The sequence below is a fragment of the Aquabacterium olei genome, assembly GCF_003100395.1.
Taxonomy (GTDB): Bacteria; Pseudomonadota; Gammaproteobacteria; order Burkholderiales; family Burkholderiaceae_C; genus Aquabacterium; species Aquabacterium olei.
The window spans coordinates 2951617-2969945 of the sequence record NZ_CP029210.1; the positions used below are offsets into that span (position 1 = coordinate 2951617).

The 18329-nt window shown below is 67.7% G+C and carries 13 protein-coding genes; 8 read left to right on the forward strand and 5 right to left on the reverse strand.

All coding sequences use genetic code 11. The features are described from left to right. Nucleotides 1-187: 187 nt before the first annotated feature. Nucleotides 188-901: a glycine zipper 2TM domain-containing protein gene (locus DEH84_RS13215; RefSeq protein WP_159098960.1), complete on the forward strand. Its 714-nt coding sequence runs from the start codon at nucleotides 188-190 to the stop codon at nucleotides 899-901. A 6-nt stretch (nucleotides 902-907) separates the two neighbouring features. Here DEH84_RS13215 and DEH84_RS13220 read toward each other — a convergent pair whose 3' ends face one another. The 3 genes from DEH84_RS13220 to DEH84_RS13230 are packed head-to-tail and all read right to left on the reverse strand — an operon-like array spanning nucleotide 908 to nucleotide 4838. After that, entirely contained in the window at nucleotides 908-2083 is a 1176-nt protein-coding gene (locus DEH84_RS13220) for a PA0069 family radical SAM protein (RefSeq protein ID WP_109037271.1), read from the reverse strand. A gap of 47 nt (nucleotides 2084-2130) precedes the next feature. Next, the gene (locus DEH84_RS13225) at nucleotides 2131-2877 is read right to left on the reverse strand and encodes a response regulator (RefSeq protein ID WP_109037272.1); all 747 of its coding nucleotides are present in this window, start codon (nucleotides 2875-2877) and stop codon (nucleotides 2131-2133) included. Further along, nucleotides 2874-4838, reverse strand: coding sequence for a PAS-domain containing protein (locus DEH84_RS13230; RefSeq protein WP_109037273.1), 1965 nt, complete (start codon nucleotides 4836-4838; stop codon nucleotides 2874-2876). Before DEH84_RS13230 ends, DEH84_RS13225 begins: the two co-directional genes overlap by 4 nt. A 221-nt stretch (nucleotides 4839-5059) precedes the next feature. Here DEH84_RS13230 and DEH84_RS13235 point away from each other — a divergent pair, with 221 nt between their 5' ends. From DEH84_RS13235 to DEH84_RS13250, 4 genes are read left to right on the forward strand one after another with little or no spacing between them, the layout of a single operon-like run. After that, nucleotides 5060-6700: an acyl-CoA synthetase gene (locus tag DEH84_RS13235; protein ID WP_109038392.1), complete on the forward strand. Its 1641-nt coding sequence runs from the start codon at nucleotides 5060-5062 to the stop codon at nucleotides 6698-6700. Nucleotides 6701-6760: 60 nt separating this feature from the next. Continuing rightward, nucleotides 6761-7069: a DUF485 domain-containing protein gene (locus DEH84_RS13240; RefSeq protein WP_109037274.1), complete on the forward strand. Its 309-nt coding sequence runs from the start codon at nucleotides 6761-6763 to the stop codon at nucleotides 7067-7069. Continuing rightward, the gene (locus tag DEH84_RS13245) at nucleotides 7066-8739 is read left to right on the forward strand and encodes a cation acetate symporter (protein WP_109037275.1); all 1674 of its coding nucleotides are present in this window, start codon (nucleotides 7066-7068) and stop codon (nucleotides 8737-8739) included. Before DEH84_RS13240 ends, DEH84_RS13245 begins: the two co-directional genes overlap by 4 nt. Nucleotides 8740-8773: 34 nt before the next feature. Further along, a complete protein-coding gene (locus DEH84_RS13250) occupies nucleotides 8774-10558 on the forward strand; it encodes an acyl-CoA dehydrogenase (protein ID WP_109037276.1) in 1785 nt (594 codons plus the stop codon). A 107-nt stretch (nucleotides 10559-10665) separates the two neighbouring features. On the opposite strand, the gene dnaE is transcribed toward DEH84_RS13250, so the two are convergent. Next, nucleotides 10666-14199 carry a DNA polymerase III subunit alpha gene (gene dnaE, locus DEH84_RS13255; protein ID WP_109037277.1) on the reverse strand — a complete coding sequence of 1178 codons (3534 nt, stop codon included), beginning with the start codon at nucleotides 14197-14199 and terminating at the stop codon, nucleotides 10666-10668. Nucleotides 14200-14258: 59 nt separating this feature from the next. Further along, complete coding sequence (locus tag DEH84_RS13260) at nucleotides 14259-14924, reverse strand: TetR/AcrR family transcriptional regulator (protein WP_159098961.1); 666 nt, start codon at nucleotides 14922-14924, stop codon at nucleotides 14259-14261. 79 nt (nucleotides 14925-15003) lie between these two features. Here DEH84_RS13260 and DEH84_RS13265 point away from each other — a divergent pair, with 79 nt between their 5' ends. The 3 genes from DEH84_RS13265 to DEH84_RS13275 are packed head-to-tail and all read left to right on the forward strand — an operon-like array spanning nucleotide 15004 to nucleotide 18316. Continuing rightward, complete coding sequence (locus DEH84_RS13265; protein WP_109037279.1) at nucleotides 15004-16509, forward strand: flavin-containing monooxygenase; 1506 nt, start codon at nucleotides 15004-15006, stop codon at nucleotides 16507-16509. Beyond that, entirely contained in the window at nucleotides 16506-17447 is a 942-nt protein-coding gene (locus DEH84_RS13270; RefSeq protein WP_109037280.1) for an alpha/beta hydrolase, read from the forward strand. The genes DEH84_RS13265 and DEH84_RS13270 overlap by 4 nt, the downstream gene beginning before the upstream one ends. A 17-nt stretch (nucleotides 17448-17464) precedes the next feature. After that, a complete protein-coding gene (locus DEH84_RS13275; RefSeq protein WP_109037281.1) occupies nucleotides 17465-18316 on the forward strand; it encodes an SDR family NAD(P)-dependent oxidoreductase in 852 nt (283 codons plus the stop codon). The last annotated feature ends 13 nt before the right edge of the window (nucleotides 18317-18329 follow it).

The following is an 18329-nucleotide window of genomic DNA, read 5'->3' on the forward strand; positions in this document are numbered from 1 at the left end:
TTAGTGCGCGCACGCGTAGCCCATCGCAACGGCCGAACGGAGCAGGAGCTCGACCGCATCGGCGGCCTCACCCAGCGCGCTTTTCACCCATCTTTACGGCCCCTGTACAGGGCCCGTGTCGGCGCGCCGACCGGCCCTTGCGTTGAACCCTTCAACGGGCGCCCGCCCGGCCCTTCAGGAGTAGACGATGACAAGCCGCATGCACACCCCGCGCTCGTTTCTGGCCCTGGCATGCATGGCCGTGGCGGCCGGTGCGGCCTGCGCCGGGCCGGCCGTCGGCACGGTGGTTGGCGTGCCCTCCACCACCAGCACCATGGTGCAGGCGCGCGTCGTTGCGGCGACGCCCGTCGTGGCCCAGGTGACCACACCACGCCAGATCTGCCGCGACGAACAGCAGGCGGTGGCCGCGCAAGGCACGGGCGCAGGCGCCCTCATGGGCGCGATTGCGGGCGGCGCCATGGGCAACGCAGTCGGCAAGGGATCGGGCAATGCACTGGCCACCGGCATCGGCATCATCGGTGGCGCCATCCTGGGCGACAAGGTCGAGACCAATGGCAAGTCCGGCCTGCAGACGGTGCGCCGCTGCGAGCAGCAGAACGCGTACGAGCAGCGCGTCATCGCCTACAACGTCGTCTATGAGTACAACGGCCAGCAGTTCAGCACACAGATGACTCAGGAGCCCGGCCCGACCATCCCGATTCAGGTCACGCTGGCCCCGGCCGGGGCGATGCCGCCGGGCGTGATGACCGCCCCGGTCGAGACCGAGATGGTGATCGAACCGCCTCCGCCGGTCGTGCGCTACGCCCCACCCGTGCGTTATGCACCGCCGACGGTGGTGTATCCCGGCACGTGGTGGTGGGGCCCCCCCGGTCCGTATGGCGGCCACCGCCACCGGTGGTGATTGCGGTCAATCGAACAGGCGGGCCTGTCCCGCGGCGGCATTCCGGCCCGGCGGCGCCCGGAAGGGTTGCACATCCAGCACGGGCGGGCGCCCATCGACGCCATGGCGCGCGGCTGCCTTGCGCACGCGCTGGCGGATCAGGTCGGCCCAGATGCCGGCGCCCTTCATGCGCCGGGCAAAGTCGGCTTCGTAGTCCCGCCCGCCGTGCAGTTCACGGATGCGGGCCATGATGCGCTCGGCCTTGTCGGGCACATGGTCGGCCAGCCAGCCCTGAAACAGCGGGTTCACCTCCCAGGGCAGGCGCACCACGGTGTAGTGAATGCTGGCGGCCCCGGCCTGCGCAGCCGCTTCGATGATGCGCTCGATCTCCGGCTCGTTAAGGAAGGGAATGATGGGCGCGACGTTGACCCCCACCGGCACGCCCGCTGCCGCAAGCCGCCGCACGGTCTCCAGTCGCCGCCACGGCGCTGCGGCGCGAGGCTCCAGCCTGAGCGACAGGCCCGCATCCAAGCTCGTGATGCTCACCATCACGTAGACCTGCTTGCGGTCGGCAGCCCGCGCCAGCAGGTCGATGTCGCGCTCCACACCGCTGGACTTGGTGACGATGGTGTAGGGATGCCGACAGGCATCGAGCACCTCCAGCACCTGCCGGGTCAGGCGCCATTCGCGCTCCACGGGTTGGTAGGCGTCGGTGGCCGAGCCGATCTGGATGGGACTCGGCTGATAGCCCGGCCGGGCCAGTTCGCGCTGCAACGCCTGGGCCGCGTTGACCTTGGCGATCAGCCGCGTCTCGAAATCCAGCCCCGGTGAGAGGTTCAGGTAGCTGTGCGTGGGCCGCGCGTAGCAGTAGATACAGCCGTGCTCGCAGCCGCGGTAGGGGTTGATGGCCCAGGTGAAGGGGATGTCGGGGGAATCGTTGCGAGACAGGATGGTGCGGGCCGTCTCGGCCTGGCATGTGGTGGGCTGCACCGCCGGCGGGGCCTCGAACGGATCATCGGTCTTTTGATCATCCGAGCGCAGAGCTGGCTGCCACTGCATGGGCTCCCAGCCGGTCTGATCGCGCTCGCGCGTACGGGCCTCGAAGCGATGCGCCAGCCGCGTGGCCGTGCCGCGGCCCTTGACGGGCGCGGCCGCCCGCCGGGCATCCGGGAACGCGTCAGACGGGGGAACGGGCTTGGGCATACTGTATTTTCATACAGTATCGCGCGCTGCGCAAACCCCTTCGCCCGTCAGGACCAGCTGACGCTCGCCGAGAACACATACCCCGCGCCATACACCGTCTTGATGATGCGCGGGTCCATCGGGTCGATCTCGATCTTGCGGCGCAGCCGCGAGATGCGCACGTCGATGCTGCGGTCCATGGGCGAGAGGCCACGGTGGCCGACCAGTTGCTCGCGGCTGAGGATCTGGTGGGGGCGTTCGAGAAACGTCCGCAGCACCTGCACCTCGGCCACGCCCAGCACATGCTCGGTGCCGTCTTCCGCGCGCAGGATGTTGGCGGCGCAGTCCAGCGTCCAGCCGGCAAACGAGGCCAGCCGGCGCGCCGAGCCCACGGCCGTCCCCGTATGGGGCGCCCGCCGACGCAGGATGCTGCGCACCCGCGCCACCAGTTCACGCGGCTCGAACGGCTTGGTCACGTAGTCATCGCCGCCCAGTTCCAGCCCCATCACGCGGTCCACCGTGTGGCCGCGGCCGGTCAGGATCAGCACCCCGGCATGCGACTGCAGGGCGATCTGGCGCACCAGTTCGATCCCGTCCATGTCAGGCAGGCCGAGGTCGACGATGCACAGGTCGGGTCGCGTGGTCTGCAGGCGGCGCAACACCGCCGCCCCGGTTCCGAAGGCTTCGGCCAGAAAGCCGAACTCGGTCAGCACATGCGTCAGCAGGCGGGCGATCGACAGGTCGTCGTCGACGATGTAGATCAGCGCCGGTGCCTGGCCGTCCTGCTCCGCTGTGGGAAGGTGTGGCTCGCTCATACAGTGAGCTCCTCGATGGCAGCAGCCAGTTCGCTGGTGGTGAAGGGCTTGGCCAACAAGGGCAAGTCGGTCAGGGTGTCGATGCCGGGCGCGTACCCGCTCATCAGCAGCACCTGCTGGGCCTGGCCGCGTTCCCGCGCCTGACGGGCCAGGGCACGGCCGTCGATCTCGCCGGGCATCATGATGTCGGACAGCAGCAGCGTGATGCCGCTCATCTGCGCCAGGATCTCCTGGGCCTCGTGACCGTTGGCGGCCTCGATCACGGCAAAGCCCAGGTCCAGCAGGCTGCGCCGCACCACCTTGCGCACGTCCCCGTCGTCCTCGACGAGCAGCGCCACACCGCGGCGCGCACTACCGGGCACATGGCCCGGTTCGTCCAGCGCGGGCAGCTCGGCCGGGGCCTCGGTGGCGGGCAGCCACAGGCTCACCGTGGTGCCCTGCCCCGGGGCGCTGCGCACGTCCACCGCACCGCCAGACTGCCGAACGAAGCCATACACCATGGCCATGCCCAGCCCGGTGCCACTGCCGTGCCGCTTGGTGGTGAAGAAGGGCTCGAACACACGCGCCAGTGTGGCGGCATCCATGCCGACCCCCTGGTCCTGCACCTCGATGCAGACATGCGGACCGGTCTGCAGTTGCAGCGCACGCGCCCGCGGGCCATCCAGATCACTGCACCGCGCACGCACGTCAATGCGGCCGCTGCCGGGCGTGGCATCGCGCGCATTCAGGATCAGGTTGACCAGCGCGTTCTCGAGCTGCGTGGCGTCCACCCAGGTCCACGCGGCGTCGTCGCCCGCGTGGGCCTGCAGCGTGAGGCAGGCCGGCAGCGCAGGCCGCACCAGGCGCACCACCGACGACACCAGGGCGCCGACATCGACGGCGGCAGCCTGCAGCGGCTGCTGCCGCGCAAACGTCATCAGGCCGCGGATCAGCTCGGCGCCACGGCGCGCGGCCGCCACGGCGGGCTGCGTGAACTCGCTCACCAGTTGATCCTGTGGCCGCGCATCGCCCAGCGCCGCCAGGTTGCCGATGATGACGGTGAGGATGTTGTTGAAGTCGTGGGCCAGGCCACCCGCGAGCTGGCCCATGGCCTCCATTTTCTGGGCGCGCTCGATCAGCGCCTGCGAACGCTTCTGCTCGGTCACATCGAAGGTCAGCTCGAAGCAGCCCACCACCTCGCCATCGGCCGTGCGGTCGGGGATGAGCGTGGTGCGCACCGACAGCGTCTCGCCCTGGATGGTGTGCAGCTCGTAGTCGAAGGTGACGGACTCGCCAGCCAGCGCCCGCTTCACATTGGGCTTGATGCCTTCGTAGACCTCGGGGCCCAGGAAGGCACGCGCACTCACGCGCTCCGGTCGCTTCGGGTCCAGCCCGAACCAGTCCTGGTAGCCGCGGTTGATGTACTCGTAGCCTCGGTCGCGCCGGAAGTAAGCCACAAGCGCCGGGATGGAGTCGGTCACCAGCCGCATCTGCTGCTCGCTGCGCTGCAACTCGGCGGTACGGGACCGCACGCGCGACTCCAGCTCGAGGTTGGCCTGCCGCAGCGCCTGCTCGGTGCGGCGCTGCTCGGTCACGTCCGAATACAGCGTGACGAAGCCGTGCCCCGGCAAGGGTTGGCCCGTGATGCGCAGGATGCGGCCGTCGGGCCGCGTGCGCTCGATGTCATGCGGCAGGAACTTGAGGGCGAGGTCGACACGCCGGCGCACGGCTTCGTCTTCGGGCTCGTCGCCGTACTCGCCACGGCGGGCGTTGTAGCGGATGAAGTCCTCGAAGGGCGCGCCGATGCGCGTCATCTCGGGTGGGAACGAGAGCAGCTCCAGAAAGGCCCGGTTCCAGGCCACCAGGTGCAACGAGGCGTCGAAGACCGTCAGGCCCTGGTCGAGCAGATCCAGACCGGCCTGCAGCGTCTGCTGCCGCCAGCTGCCGCCATCGGCAGGGGAAGAGGGGGGGGTGGCCGTCACGCTGTCTCCTCGTGGGCGGGCCTCGGACGGGCCCTTTGACTGCTGGATTCTAGGCAGCAACGGGCCGGATCGCCGGCCACGACCGGTGACGCAAAGATTCGTCACATTTGATGGGAGGTCGTGAAAAGGTCCTTGGCCATCATCGCCGCCGACAACGCTTGCCGCGTCATCGTCCGGCTCTGAATCCGGGCGCGGCAGGCACCGCCGCCACGGAGACCACGATGACTAGTATAAACCCTTATAAGCTTGGCCTGGACAAGAACGCCGCCAACCATGTCAGCCTTTCGCCACTGAGCTTTCTGCGCCGGGCGGCGGCCGTCTACCCGAACCGCGCGGCCATCGTCTACGGCGAGCGCCGCCAGACCTGGGCCGAGACCGACGCGCGCTGCCGCCGGCTGGCCAGCGCCCTCGCCGCCCGCGGCATCGCCCAGGGCGACACCGTGGCCGTGATGCTGCCCAACGTGCCGGCCATGCTGGAGGCCCACTTCGGCATCCCGATGGTGGGCGCGGTGCTCAACACGCTCAACACGCGCCTGGACGCGGAAGCCATCGCGTTCCAGCTGCAGCACGGCGAAGCCAAGGCCCTGCTGACCGACCGCGAGTTCTCGCGTGTCATCTCCAAGGCACTGGAGATGGCTGGCCTCGACATCCTCGTCATCGATGTGGAGGACGAGACGGCACCGGCGGGTGACAATGTCGGCTCGCTCACGTACGAGCAACTGCTGGCCGAGGGCGACCCGGCCTATGAGTGGCAGCTGCCGGACGACGAGTGGAACGCCATCGCGCTGAACTACACCTCGGGCACGACGGGCAACCCCAAGGGCGTGGTCACCCACCACCGCGGCGCCTACCTGAACTCGGCCAGCAACGTGATCTCGTGGGGCCTGCCACAGCACGCCACCTACCTGTGGACGCTGCCGATGTTCCACTGCAACGGCTGGTGCTTCCCGTGGACGATGGCGCTGATCGCCGGCACCAGCGTGTGCCTGCGCCGCATCGATCCGTCGGTGATCTTCTGGCTGATCAAGAGCCACCACGTGACCCACATGTGCGGCGCGCCGATCGTCTACAACATGCTGATCAGCGCCCCGGCCAAGCTCCGCGAGGGCCTGAACCACACGGTCAATGGTCTGATCGCGGGCGCCGCGCCCCCGATCGCCGTGATCGAAGGCTGCGAGGCTGCAGGCATCAACCTGACCCACGTTTATGGCCTGACCGAGGTGTATGGCCCCGCCGCGGTGTGCGCCAAGCAGGCCGAATGGGACGACCTGCCACTGGACGAGCGTGCCCGCCTAAACGGCCGCCAGGGCGTGCCCTACGCGCTGCAGGAAGCCGTGACCGTGCTCAACCCCGACACGATGGAGCCCGTGCCGTGCGACGGCGTGACCATCGGCGAGATCTGCTTCCGCGGCAACGTCGTGATGAAGGGCTACCTGAAGAACGAGAAGGCCACGAAGGAAGCGTTCGCGGGCGGCTGGTTCCACACCGGTGACCTGGCCGTGCGCGATGCCAGCGGCTACATCAAGATCAAGGACCGCAGCAAGGACGTGATCATCTCCGGCGGCGAGAACATCTCGTCCGTCGAGGTGGAAGACGCGCTGTTCCACCACCCGGCCGTGATGTCGGCGGCCGTCGTGGCCGAGCCCGATCCGAAGTGGGGCGAAGTGCCGTGCGCCTTCGTCGAACTCAAGGCGGATCAGCATGTGACGGAAGAAGAGTTGATCGCCTTCTGCCGCGAACACATCGCCCGCTACAAGGTGCCCAAGCGCATCGTGTTCGGTGAGCTGCCCAAGACGGCCACCGGCAAGGTGCAGAAGTTCGTGCTGCGTGAGCGGGTGAAGTCCGCCAGCGCCATCGAGTGACCCCGTGCGGCCCGCCACGGTGGGCCGCTCCCTCAATCCCTGGAGAAATTGGAGAGAGACATGAGCCAGGACATCTATCGGCGCGTAGAGGCCGACCCTGCCTTCCGCGAATTGAAAAGCAGCCGCAACCGGCTGGCCGTCACCCTGTCGGTGCTGGTGCTCGGCGCCTACTACGGCTTCATGGCCATCGTGGCCTTCGCGCCCGGCATCTTCGGCCAACCGCTGTTCGCGGGCAGCACCCTGACGCTCGGCATCCCGGTCGGGGCCGCCCTCATCGTCGGCTCGTGGCTGCTGACCGGCTGGTACGTGCGCTGCGCCAACGGCCAATTCGACCGCCTGACCCGTGAAATCGTGGAGCGCAACACATGAAAGCCCATCTGAAAGCCCTTGCCGCTTCGGCGGCCCTGTTGGCCATGGGCTGTGCCCTCGCCGCCCCCGGTGATGTCGGTCAGGTGCAGAAGCAGCCGATCAACGTCACCGCCATCGGCATGTTCCTGGTGTTCGTGCTGTTCACGCTCGGCATCACCTGGTGGGCCGCCAAGCGCACCACGTCGGCCGCGCACTTCTACACCGCCGGTGGCGGCATCACCGGCTTCCAGAACGGTCTGGCCATTGCCGGCGACTACATGTCGGCCGCCACGCTGCTGGGCCTGAGCTCGCTGGTGTTCATGCGCGGCTACGACGGCTTCGTCTACACCATCAGCTTCTTCATCGGCTGGCCGGTGATCCTGTTCCTGCTGGCCGAGCGCATGCGCAACCTGGGCCGCTTCACGTTCGCCGACATCGCGTCGTACCGGCTGCAGCAGGGCTCGATCCGCACCTTCGCCGCCTTCTCGTCGCTGACCGTGGTGTGCTTCTACCTCATCGTGCAGATGGTGGGCGCGGGCCAGCTGATCAAGCTGCTGTTCGGCCTGGACTACCCTGTGGCCGTGGCCGTGGTGGGCGTGCTGATGGTCGTGTACGTGACCTTCGGCGGCATGATCGCCACGACCTGGGTGCAGATCATCAAGGCCGTGCTGCTGCTGACCGGTGGCGTGCTGATGCTCGGCCTGGCGCTGAGCCAGTTCGGCTTCAACATCGAGACGCTGGCCACCAAGGCCGTCGCTGCGCACAAGGATGGCGAGGCCATCATGCGTCCGGGCAGCATGCTCGCCGACCCGATCACCGCGACCTCGCTGTCGCTGGGTCTGGTCTTCGGCACCGCCGGTCTGCCGCACATCATGATGCGCTTCTTCACCGTGCCCAACGCCAAGGAAGCACGCAAGTCGGTGTTCGTGGCCTCGGGCTTCATCGGGCTGTTCTTCCTGATCGTGTGCCTGCTGGGTCTGGCCGCCATCGTGATCGTCGGCCAGGATCCGAAGTTCTTTGAAGGCGGCGTCATCGGCGGCAAGATCATCGGCGGCAACAACATGCCCGTGATGCACCTGGCCAACGCCGTCGGCGGCAACCTGTTCCTGGGCTTCCTGTCGGCCGTGGCCTTCGCGACCATCCTCGCGGTGGTGGCCGGCCTGGCCCTGGCCGGTGCCTCGTCCATCGCCCACGACATCTATGCCCGCGTGCTGCGCCAGGGCAAGGCCACCGAGGCCGAAGAAATGCGCGTGTCGAAGTTCGCTTCGATCGGCCTGGGCGTGGTGGCCGTCGTGCTCGGCATCATGTTCGAGAAGCAGAACGTCGCCTTCCTGGTGGGCCTCACCTTCGGCATCGCCGCGTCGGCCAACTTCCCGGTGCTGATCCTGTCGCTGTACTGGAAGGGCCTGACCACGCGCGGTGCCCTGCTGGGTGGCATCGCCGGTCTGGTGTCGGCCGTGATGTTCGTCGTGCTGTCCAAGGCGGTGTGGGTCGTGGTGCTCGGCAACGAGAAGCCCATCTTCCCGTACGAACACCCTGCCCTGTTCTCGATGCCGCTGGCGTTCTTCTTCACGTGGCTGTTCTCGGTGACCGACAGCAGCGCCCGTGCCAAGCAGGACAAGGCCGGCTTCCATGACCAGAGCGTGCGCGCCGAAACCGGCATCGGTGCGGCCCAGGCCAGCGCGCACTGAGTCCTTTCCCAAGTCTGAACTGGAGTAACGAACGATGTCCGTCTACAGCGCGCCCCTGCGCGACATGGCCTTCACGATGAAGGAGGTGGCCGGCCTGGACGCCGTGTGCGCCCAGCCTGGTTTCGAAGAAACCTCGCCCGATCTCGTGGAGGCCATCCTCGAGGAAGCCGGTCGGTTTGCCAGCGGTGTGCTGGACCCTCTGAACTGGCCCGGCGACCAGCAGGGTGCACGCTGGGACAACGGCGTCGTTCACGCGGCCGATGGCTTCAAGCAAGCCTACGCCCAGTTCTGCGAAACGGGCTGGAACGGCATGCCCGCCGCCACCGAGTTCGGTGGCCAGGGCCTGCCGACGCTGGTCAGCACCGCGGTGCTGGAAATGTGGAAGTCGTCGAACATGGCGTTCTCGCTGTGCCAGATGCTGACGCTGGGCGCCGTCGAGGCCCTGGCGCGCCACGGCAGCCCCGAGTTGCAACAGCGCTTCCTGCCCAAGATGGTGTCCGGCCAGTGGACGGGCACCATGAACCTGACCGAGCCACAGGCCGGCTCGGACCTCTCGGCCATCCGCAGCCGCGCGGTGCCCGAGGGCGACCACTATCGCATCACGGGCACCAAGATCTTCATCACCTGGGGTGAGCACGACATGGCCGAGAACATCGTCCATCTGGTGCTGGCCCGCCTGCCGGACGCACCGGAAGGCGTGAAGGGGATCTCGCTGTTCGTGTGCCCCAAATACCTCGTGAATGCCGATGGCTCACTCGGTGAGCGCAACGACCTGATGTGCTCGTCCATCGAGCACAAGCTCGGCATCCACGCCAGCCCCACGGCCGTGATGTCCTTTGGTGACCAGGGCGGCGCCATTGGCTACCTGGTGGGCGAGGCCCACAAGGGCCTGGGCTACATGTTCACGATGATGAACCACGCCCGCCTGAACGTCGGCCTGGAAGGTGTGGCGATCTCGGAGCGAGCCTACCAGCGGGCCCGCGCCTATGCCATCGAGCGGGTGCAGGGCCGCACGCTGACCGAGGGCAGCCGCGGCATCATCGGCCACCCCGATGTGCGCCGCATGCTGATGGACATGAAGGCCCGTGTGGAAGCCATGCGCGCGCTGGCCTACTACGCGGCCGGCCAGATGGACCGCGCCCACGGCCACACCGACGCCACCGTGCGCCAGCAGAGCCAGGCCATGGTCGACCTGCTGATTCCGGTGGTCAAGGGCTGGTGCACGGAAACCGCCCAGCAGGTGGTGGCCGACGGCGTGCAGGTGCACGGCGGCATGGGCTTCATCGAAGAAACCGGTGCAGCGCAGTACGTGCGTGACGCCCGCATCACCACCATCTACGAGGGCACGACCGGCATCCAGGCCAACGACCTGATCGGCCGCAAGCTGGCCCGCGAAGGCGGCGTGACCATGAAGGCGCTGATGCGCACGATGTCGGCCGACGCTCACCGACTGAGCGAGCATCCGGATGCGTCGCTGCGCCAGCTGGGCCAGGGCCTGCAGCGCGGCCTCGACGCCCTGTCGCAGGCGACCGACTGGCTGCTGACGGTGGGCACCCAGCAACCGGCGGCCAGCGCGGCCGGTGCCGTGCCCTACCTGAAGCTCAGCGGCACCGTGATCGGTGGCTGGCTGATGAGCCGATCGGCCGAGGCGGCCCAGGCCCAGCTGTCGGGCGCCGCGGGCGATGAAGGCTTCCTCAGCGCCAAGGTCGGCACGGCGCTGCACTTCCTGCACCACATGCTGGTCGAGGCGCCGGCCTGGCGCGACCGCGTCGTCAACGGCGCGAGCAGCACGCTGGCCCTGCGCGAGGACCAATTCTGATTCTGACCTGATCACCAGCAGATCAGCGGCGGGTGGGCCTCGTGGCCTGCCCTCTTTTCAGGCACATGGCGCTCCACGGCATGTGCCTGCTTTTTTTGGTGGGCCGCTCAGCCTTCGCCGTACACCACCGTGGCCTGGGCGTCGGGCATCAGTTCCTTGAAGCGCAGCATCGCGGCCTCGGTCGGGTACACCTTGGCCTGGTCGCCCAGCTCCAGCTCGGCCCGCGCCGACAGCGTCGGTGTCCGCCGCTCCACCATCACGCGCAGCGGCAGGCCCTGCAGAATGGGCGGCAGGTCCGGCTGGTCGGACTCGATGCGTCGAGCCGGGTGCTCGCGCAGCACCTCGGCCACGGGCAGCTTCTGGTCGCGCGCCACCAGCCGCACGAAGCGGGCATAGCGGCACCGCGCCGACGCCAGGCTCATCACTTCCTGTACGTTCAGCCGCAGTCCACCCGAGAAGCGGTCCGTCTGCACCTTACCCTGGATGATGACCAGTTCGTCGTCCTTCAGCAGGTCCTTGTTGGCGTCCAGCGTGCTCTGGTTGGCCACGGCCTCGATGGTCTCGCTCTTGTCGTCCAGCTTGAAGATGGCCACACGCCCGCGGGTGCCGTTGATGATGCGCAGCTCGCTGATGATGCCGGCCACCAACTGCGGATCGCGGCTGTCCTTGAGGTCACCGATGCGCTGCTTGCAGAAGCGCCGCACCTCGGGCTCGGCCTCGTCGAACAGGTGGCCCGACAGGTAGAAGCCGATGGCGGTCTTCTCGAGGCTCAGGCGCTCCTTGAGCGTCCACGGCTCGGTCGGCACCAGGTCCGGCTCGTTGGTCGAAGCCGCGTGGCTGTCGCCGAAGTCGAACAGCCCGCCCTGGTCGGCGTTGGCCGCCAGCGTGTCGGCGTACTCGAAGGCCAGCGACACACTCGCCAGCAAGCCCGATCGATGCGGCTCCAGCAGGTCGAACGCACCGGCCTTGATCAGCGCCTCCACCACGCGCTTGTTCACCAGCTTGCGGTCCACACGCGAGCAGAACTCGAAGAAGCTCTTGAACGGGCCGTTGGCCTCGCGCTCGCGCACGATGGCCTCGATCGCGCCCTGGCCCGTGCCCTTGACCGCACCCAGTGCGTAGCAGATGGTCTTGTCGTCGACCGGCATGAAGCGCCACTGGCCCTGGTTCACATCCGGCGGGGTGAACGTGATGCCGAAGTTCTGCGTCGCGTCGTCGTGGAAGATCTTGAGCTTGTCGGTGTCGTCGCTGGCAATCGTCATGTTGCCCGCGAAGAACTCGGCGGTGTAATGGTGCTTCAGCCAGGCCGTGTGATAGGCCAGCAGCGCATAGGCGGCCGCGTGCGACTTGTTGAAGCCATAGCCCGCGAACTTCTCCATCAAGTCGAAGATCTCGTCGGCCAGTTCCTTGCTGATGCCGTTCTTGGCTGCGCCTTCGGAGAAGATGCCGCGGTGGTGCTGCATCTCCTCGACCTTCTTCTTGCCCATCGCGCGGCGCAGCAGGTCGGCGCCGCCGAGCGAGTAGCCCCCGACGATCTGGGCCACCTGCATCACCTGCTCCTGGTACACCATGATCCCGTAGGTTTCCTTGAGCACCGTCTCCATCAGCGGGTGCGGGTAGGTCACCTCTTCCTTGCCGTGCTTGCGCGCGCAGAACGAAGGGATCAGGTCCATCGGGCCCGGACGGTAGAGCGCCACCAGCGCGATGATGTCCTCGAAGACGCTGGGCTTGGCGTCGCGCAGCATGCCCTGCATCCCGCGGGATTCCAGCTGGAACACGGCCACCGTCTTGCCTTCGGACAGCAGCCGGAACGTGGGCGCGTCGTCGAGCGGAATCTTCGCGAAATCGAAGTCCTTCTGGTCCGGATGCCGGGCCATGATGAACTCCTTGGCCGTCTCCAGAATGGTCAGCGTCGCCAGGCCCAGAAAGTCGAACTTCACCAGGCCGATGGCTTCGACGTCGTCCTTGTCGTACTGGCTCACGGCCGAGTCACTGCCCGGCTGCATATAGAGCGGGCAGAAGTCGGTGATCTTGCCCGGCGCAATCAGCACGCCCCCGGCGTGCATGCCGATGTTGCGCACCATGCCTTCCACGCGCTCGGCCAGCGTCAGCAGCGCGGCCACTTCTTCTTCGGCCTTTTCGCGCTCTTCCAGTTCAGGCGCTTCCTTGCGGGCGTAGATGATGCCAGGGTCGGGCTCGGCGGGCACTTTGGCCAGCGTCACCGTCTTGCCTGGCGGCGCCGGGATCAGCTTGGCAATGCTGTCGACGTGGCCGTAGCCCATGCCCAGCACGCGGCCCACGTCGCGCAGCGCGGCCTTGGCGGCCATGGTGCCGAACGTGGCGATCTGCGAAACCGCATCGCGCCCGTAGCGGTCCTTCACGTAGTCGATGACGCGGTCGCGGTTGCCCTGGCAGAAGTCGATGTCGAAGTCGGGCATCGAGACCCGCTCGGGGTTCAGGAAGCGCTCGAACAGCAGGTTGTACTTCAGCGGGTCGAGGTCGGTGATCTTCAGCGCGTAGGCCACCAGCGAACCGGCGCCCGAGCCCCGGCCCGGGCCCACCGGGCAGCCGTTGTTCTTTGCCCAGTTGATGAAGTCCTGCACGATCAGGAAGTAGCCCGGAAAGCCCATCTTCAGGATCGTGTTGATCTCGAAGTCCAGGCGCTCCACATAGGTCGGGCGCTGCGCGTTGCGCTCGGCCTCGTCGGGAAACAGGTGGGCCAGCCGCTCTTCCAGGCCCTGGTGCGACAGCTCACGGAAGAAGTCTTCCATCGGCTGAGGCTGACCGTCCGGCATGATCGGCGTCGGGAAGTCGGGCAGTTGCGGTTTGCCCAGCACCAGCGTCAGCGCGCAACGGCGGGCAATGGCCACCGTGTTGGCGATGGCCGAGGGGATGTCGGCGAACAGCGCCGACATCTCGGCGGTGGTCTTGAAGTGCTGCTCCTTCGTGAAGCGCTTGATGCGCTTGGGGTTGCCCAGCGTCTCGCCCTCGGCAATGCACACGCGGGCCTCATGCGCCTCGAAGTCATCGGGCGTCATGAACTGGATCGGGTGCGTCGCCACCACGGGCAGACCCAGCCGCGCAGCCATGGGCACCACAGCACGGATGTGCGGCTCGTTCGTGGCATGGCCACCGCGCTGCAATTCCAGGTAGAAGCGGCCCGGAAAGATCTCGGCCAGCTTGCGCACCCACATTTCGGCCTTGGCCAGGTCGCCCATCAGGACTGCCTGGCCCACCGGCCCCAGGTCGGCTCCGGACAGGCAGATCAGGCCTTCGTTGCGCTGCGCCAGCGAGTCCCACGCCACCCAGGCGTGCGTGCGCTGCCCCGGGGCCGTCCAGGCCTCGCCCAGCAGTTCGCACAACCGGAGGTAGCCCTGGCGGTTCTGAATGACGAGCAGCAGCCGGGTGGGCGCCTTGCCGGCCTCTTCGGGCTCCAGCCAGACGTCGGCCGCGATGATGGGCTGAACGCCCTTCTTCTGCGCGCTCTTGTACAGCTTCAGCGCCCCGAACAGGTTGCTCAGGTCGGAAATGGCCACCGCGGGCTGGTTGTCCTTGGCCGCGGCCTTGACCAGGTCGTCGATCCGGACGGTGCCGTCGACGACGGAAAATTCGGTGTGGGAGCGCAGGTGAACGAAAGGCATGGGCGCGATTGTAGGGAGGCCGGCGCCTCCCGGTGCCCGCCCCTTCGCGCCTTGTCCGTTCAGGCCCTGCGCGGGGCGCCCGCCAGTACGAAAAGCCCGCGATAAGGCAGCAGATTGGTCGCGACCACCTTGTCGATGGGCTCGGCAAAGCCGTCCTGCATCCAGCGTGCGGCCAGCAGCACGTTCAGGCCGATCATCCCCTCGGCCAGCAGGTCCAGGCTGATGTCGTCGCGCTTCAGATCAGGCACCAGCTGGGTCAGGTGCGAGCGCAGCATGTTCGAATAATCGCGCGCCGTGGCGCCGCTCACGGCCGCCACCTCGTCGTTCACGGCCAGCGAGTCGACCAGCATGATGCGGCCACGCCGCGGGTCGTCGCGGATGAACTCGAGAAACACCCGCATCGCAGGCTCCAGCAAGCCCAGCGGCGTGGGCTCGGCCTGCGACAGCGCCGCCAGCGTCAGCCGCATCAGCTCTTCGCGCAGCGTTTCATAGGTGGCCAGGTAGAGCTGGGGCAGCGTCTTGAACGATTCGTAGAAGTAACGCTCGGTCAGGTGCGCGGCCACGCACACCTCACGCACCGTGGTGGCATGGAAGCCCTTGGTGCCGAACACCGCCAGCGCCCCCTCAATGAGCTTGGCACGGCGCTGCCGCTGCCGCTCTTCGGGCAGCACGCCGCCGTAACGGCGCTTGTTCGCGGGGGAAGGATCAGGGCGTGGGCTTTCCATAGGGATGCCTATGTTGACATGGTCCATTGTCAAAGCTATTGTGACAAGCGTCCTTGTCAGAAATCAACCCTCCCCTCGCATGAAACCCCAGGCTTACGCTCAGCCGGCGACCCCGTCGGGCACCGCGCCGTCCCGGCACCGCGTCATCGTGGTGGGCACGGGGTTTTCGGGCCTGTGCATGGGCGTGAAGCTGCGGGAAGCGGGCGAGGAGGATTTCGTCCTGCTCGAACGCGCCAGCGAGGTCGGCGGCACGTGGCGCGACAACACCTACCCGGGCTGCGGCTGTGACGTGCAATCGCACCTCTATTCGTTCTCGTTCGCGCCGAACCCCAACTGGTCGCGAATGTATGCACCCCAGGCCGAGATCTTTGCCTACCTGAAGGACGTGGCCCGGCGCTTCGACCTGATGCGGCACATCCACTTCAACGCCAACCTCGTTGGCGCGCGTTACGACGAGGCCCGCCGGTTGTGGGTGGTGCAGGCGGAAGACGGCCGGGTCTTCGAAGGCGAGGTGCTGGTGTCCGGCATGGGCGGCCTGAGCAACCCGATGGTGCCGGACCTGCCGGGACTGGCGCGTTTCAAGGGGCCGGTGTTCCATTCGGCCACCTGGCAGCACGGGGTCGACCTGCGTGGCTTGCGCGTGGCGGTGGTCGGCAGTGGCGCCAGCGCCATCCAGTTCGTGCCGGCCATTGCCCCACTGGTCGACCGGCTCGATTACTACCAGCGCACCCCACCCTGGGTGGTGCCCAAGGACGACCGCCCGCTGACCGAGCGCGAACGTGCCGACTTCAGCGCCCATCCCTGGCGTCAGCGGCTGCAGCGCATCAAGCTCTACTGGATGCTCGAGGCCCGCTTCCTGGCCTTCAAATACAAGCCCGAGTGGATGAAGCTGGTGGCCAAAGTCGGCAAGCACCGCATCGCCAAGGCCATCCGGGATCCGGAGGTGCGGGCCAAGGTGACACCCGACTACACGCCCGGTTGCAAGCGCCTGTTGATCTCCAACGACTACTACCCGGCGCTCGCGCGCACGAACGTGCACGTGATCACCGACGGCATCCGGGAAGTGACGGAAACCGGCGTGGTCACACGGGACGGCACGCTGCGCGACGTGGACGCACTCATCTTCGGCACGGGCTTCAAGGTCTCGGACCCGATCCCGCCCGGCGTGGTCTTCGGCCGTGGCGGCGCCGACCTGGCCGACGTCTGGCGCAACGGCCCGGAGGCCTACATGGGCATCACCGTGGCGGGGTTTCCGAACTTCTTCATGCTGATGGGCCCCAACACCGGCCTGGGCCACAACTCCATGGTCTTCATGATCGAGTCGCAGGCGCATTACATCGTCGAGGCGTTGAAAGCCATGCGGGAACGCCGACTGCGCACGCTGGAAGTCCGCCCGCAGGCGCAGGCCCGCTTCGTGGACGAGGTGCAGCAGCAACTGCAGCGCACCGTGTGGCAGTCGGGGTGCAAGAGCTGGTACCTCACGGCCCAGGGGCGCAACATCTCGCTGTGGCCCGGCTTCACCTTTGCCTACCGCCTCAAGACCCGCCGTTTCAACCTCAAGCCTTACCTGAGCGAGCCCGCATGAGCATCCAGTCCGTCCTCACCAACCTGGTCCTTCGCTGGCAGTTCAAGCGGGGCAGCCGTGGCCCGCTGAACGTGGCCGCCGCCCGTCACAAGGTCGATCAGATGGCACGCCGCTACCCGCCGCCGCCCGCCAGCATCCGGCACACGCCGGTGGCCGCCAACCCCGCCGCCGGCCTGTGCGCGGCCGAATGGCTCAGCGTGGCCAACCCGAAGCGCACCGTGCTGTATTTCCACGGTGGAGGCTACTTCTTCTGCAGCCTCACCACCCACCGGCCCACGTGCGCCTACCTGGCGCGCACCGCCGAGGCCCGCGTGCTCTCCGTCGATTACCGCATGGCCCCTGAGCACCCGTGCCCGGCCGCGGTCGATGACGCCCTCGCCTGGTGGAAAGCCGTGCAGGCCGAAGGCACCCGCCCCGAGGACGTCGTGTTTGCCGGCGACTCGGCCGGCGGCGGCCTGGCGCTGGCCACGTTGGTGGCGGCACGTGATGCCGGTCTGCCGCTGCCCGCCGGCGCCGTGCTGTTCTCGCCCTGGTGTGACCTGACCTGCTCCGGCGAGACCATGCAGACGCAGGCCAAGGCCGACGTGATGTTCAACCCGCACCTGCTGCCCGAAGCGGCGAAGCTCTACCTGGCCGGCCGGCCCGCGAACGACCCCGTGGCCTCGCCGCTGTTTGCCGACCTGCGCGGGCTGCCCCCGCTGATGATCCACGCCAGCCGCCACGAGATCCTGCTGGCCGACTCGACCCGGCTGCATGACCGGGCCGTGGTGCAGGGCGTCACCAGCGAATTGCACCTCAAGCCCCGCATGCCCCACGTGTGGCCGACGATGCTGATGCTGCCCGAGGCGCGCCGCACGTTGACCGACTGCGGCACCTGGATCGCCCGCCGTACCCAGGCCGCCCAGGCGGCCGCCGATGCCGCCCGCCGCGCGGCCTGATTGTTCTCACTACCCGCATGAAGTCATTCAAGGACAAGGTCGCCGCCATCACCGGCGCGGCTTCCGGCATGGGCCGCACCCTCGCCGTCGAACTGGCCCGCCGCGGCTGCCATCTGGCCCTCAGCGACGTGAACGAGACCGAGCTGGTCCGCACTGCCGAGCTGGCCAGCCAGCACGGCGTGCGCGTCACCCTGCGCAAGCTCGACGTGGCCGACCGCGCCGCCGTCTTCGCCTGGGCCGACGAAGTCGTGCGCGACCACGGCCGCGTCAACCTGGTGTTCAACAACGCCGGGGTGGCGCTGACCGTGCCTGTCGAGCACGCGAAGATCAGCGATTTCGAGTGGATCATGGGCATCAACTTCTGGGGGGTGGTGCACGGCACGCAGGCCTTCCTGCCGCACCTCCGGGCCTCGGGCGATGGCCACATCGTCAACACCTCGAGCCTGTTCGGGCTGATGGCCATTCCCACGCAGGGCACCTACAACGCCACCAAGTTCGCGGTGCGCGGCTTCACGGAAGCCTTGCGCATGGAGCTGGAGATGGAAGGCGCGTGCGTGAGCGCCACCTGCGTGCATCCGGGCGGCATCGCCACCAACATCGCGATGGCCGGCAAGGTTGACCCGGCGATGGAGAAGCTCACCGGCGCCACCATCGAACAGCACAAGCGCCGCGCCAACAAGATGATCAGCACGACCACCGCCGAGTCGGCCGCGCTGCAGATCCTCACGGCCGTCGAACGCAACGCCCGCCGCGTGCTGGTCGGCCCCGACGCGAAGTTCCTCGACAAGCTCGTGCGCCTGCTGGGCAGCACCTACCAGGCGCTCGTGATCCGCCAGATGCGCAAGCTCAACAGCCGGAAACCGCGCTGAAGCAAGGCATGAT

Coding starts and splice junctions, on each gene's coding strand:
- DEH84_RS13215 (WP_159098960.1), top strand. CDS start 188: ATGACAAGCCGCATGCACACCCCGCGCTCGTTTCTGGCCCTGGCATGC.
- DEH84_RS13220 (WP_109037271.1), bottom strand. CDS start 2,083: ATGCCCAAGCCCGTTCCCCCGTCTGACGCGTTCCCGGATGCCCGGCGG.
- DEH84_RS13225 (WP_109037272.1), bottom strand. CDS start 2,877: ATGAGCGAGCCACACCTTCCCACAGCGGAGCAGGACGGCCAGGCACCG.
- DEH84_RS13235 (WP_109038392.1), top strand. CDS start 5,060: ATGACTAGTATAAACCCTTATAAGCTTGGCCTGGACAAGAACGCCGCC.
- DEH84_RS13240 (WP_109037274.1), top strand. CDS start 6,761: ATGAGCCAGGACATCTATCGGCGCGTAGAGGCCGACCCTGCCTTCCGC.
- DEH84_RS13245 (WP_109037275.1), top strand. CDS start 7,066: ATGAAAGCCCATCTGAAAGCCCTTGCCGCTTCGGCGGCCCTGTTGGCC.
- DEH84_RS13250 (WP_109037276.1), top strand. CDS start 8,774: ATGTCCGTCTACAGCGCGCCCCTGCGCGACATGGCCTTCACGATGAAG.
- dnaE (WP_109037277.1), bottom strand. CDS start 14,199: ATGCCTTTCGTTCACCTGCGCTCCCACACCGAATTTTCCGTCGTCGAC.
- DEH84_RS13260 (WP_159098961.1), bottom strand. CDS start 14,924: ATGGAAAGCCCACGCCCTGATCCTTCCCCCGCGAACAAGCGCCGTTAC.
- DEH84_RS13265 (WP_109037279.1), top strand. CDS start 15,004: ATGAAACCCCAGGCTTACGCTCAGCCGGCGACCCCGTCGGGCACCGCG.
- DEH84_RS13270 (WP_109037280.1), top strand. CDS start 16,506: ATGAGCATCCAGTCCGTCCTCACCAACCTGGTCCTTCGCTGGCAGTTC.
- DEH84_RS13275 (WP_109037281.1), top strand. CDS start 17,465: ATGAAGTCATTCAAGGACAAGGTCGCCGCCATCACCGGCGCGGCTTCC.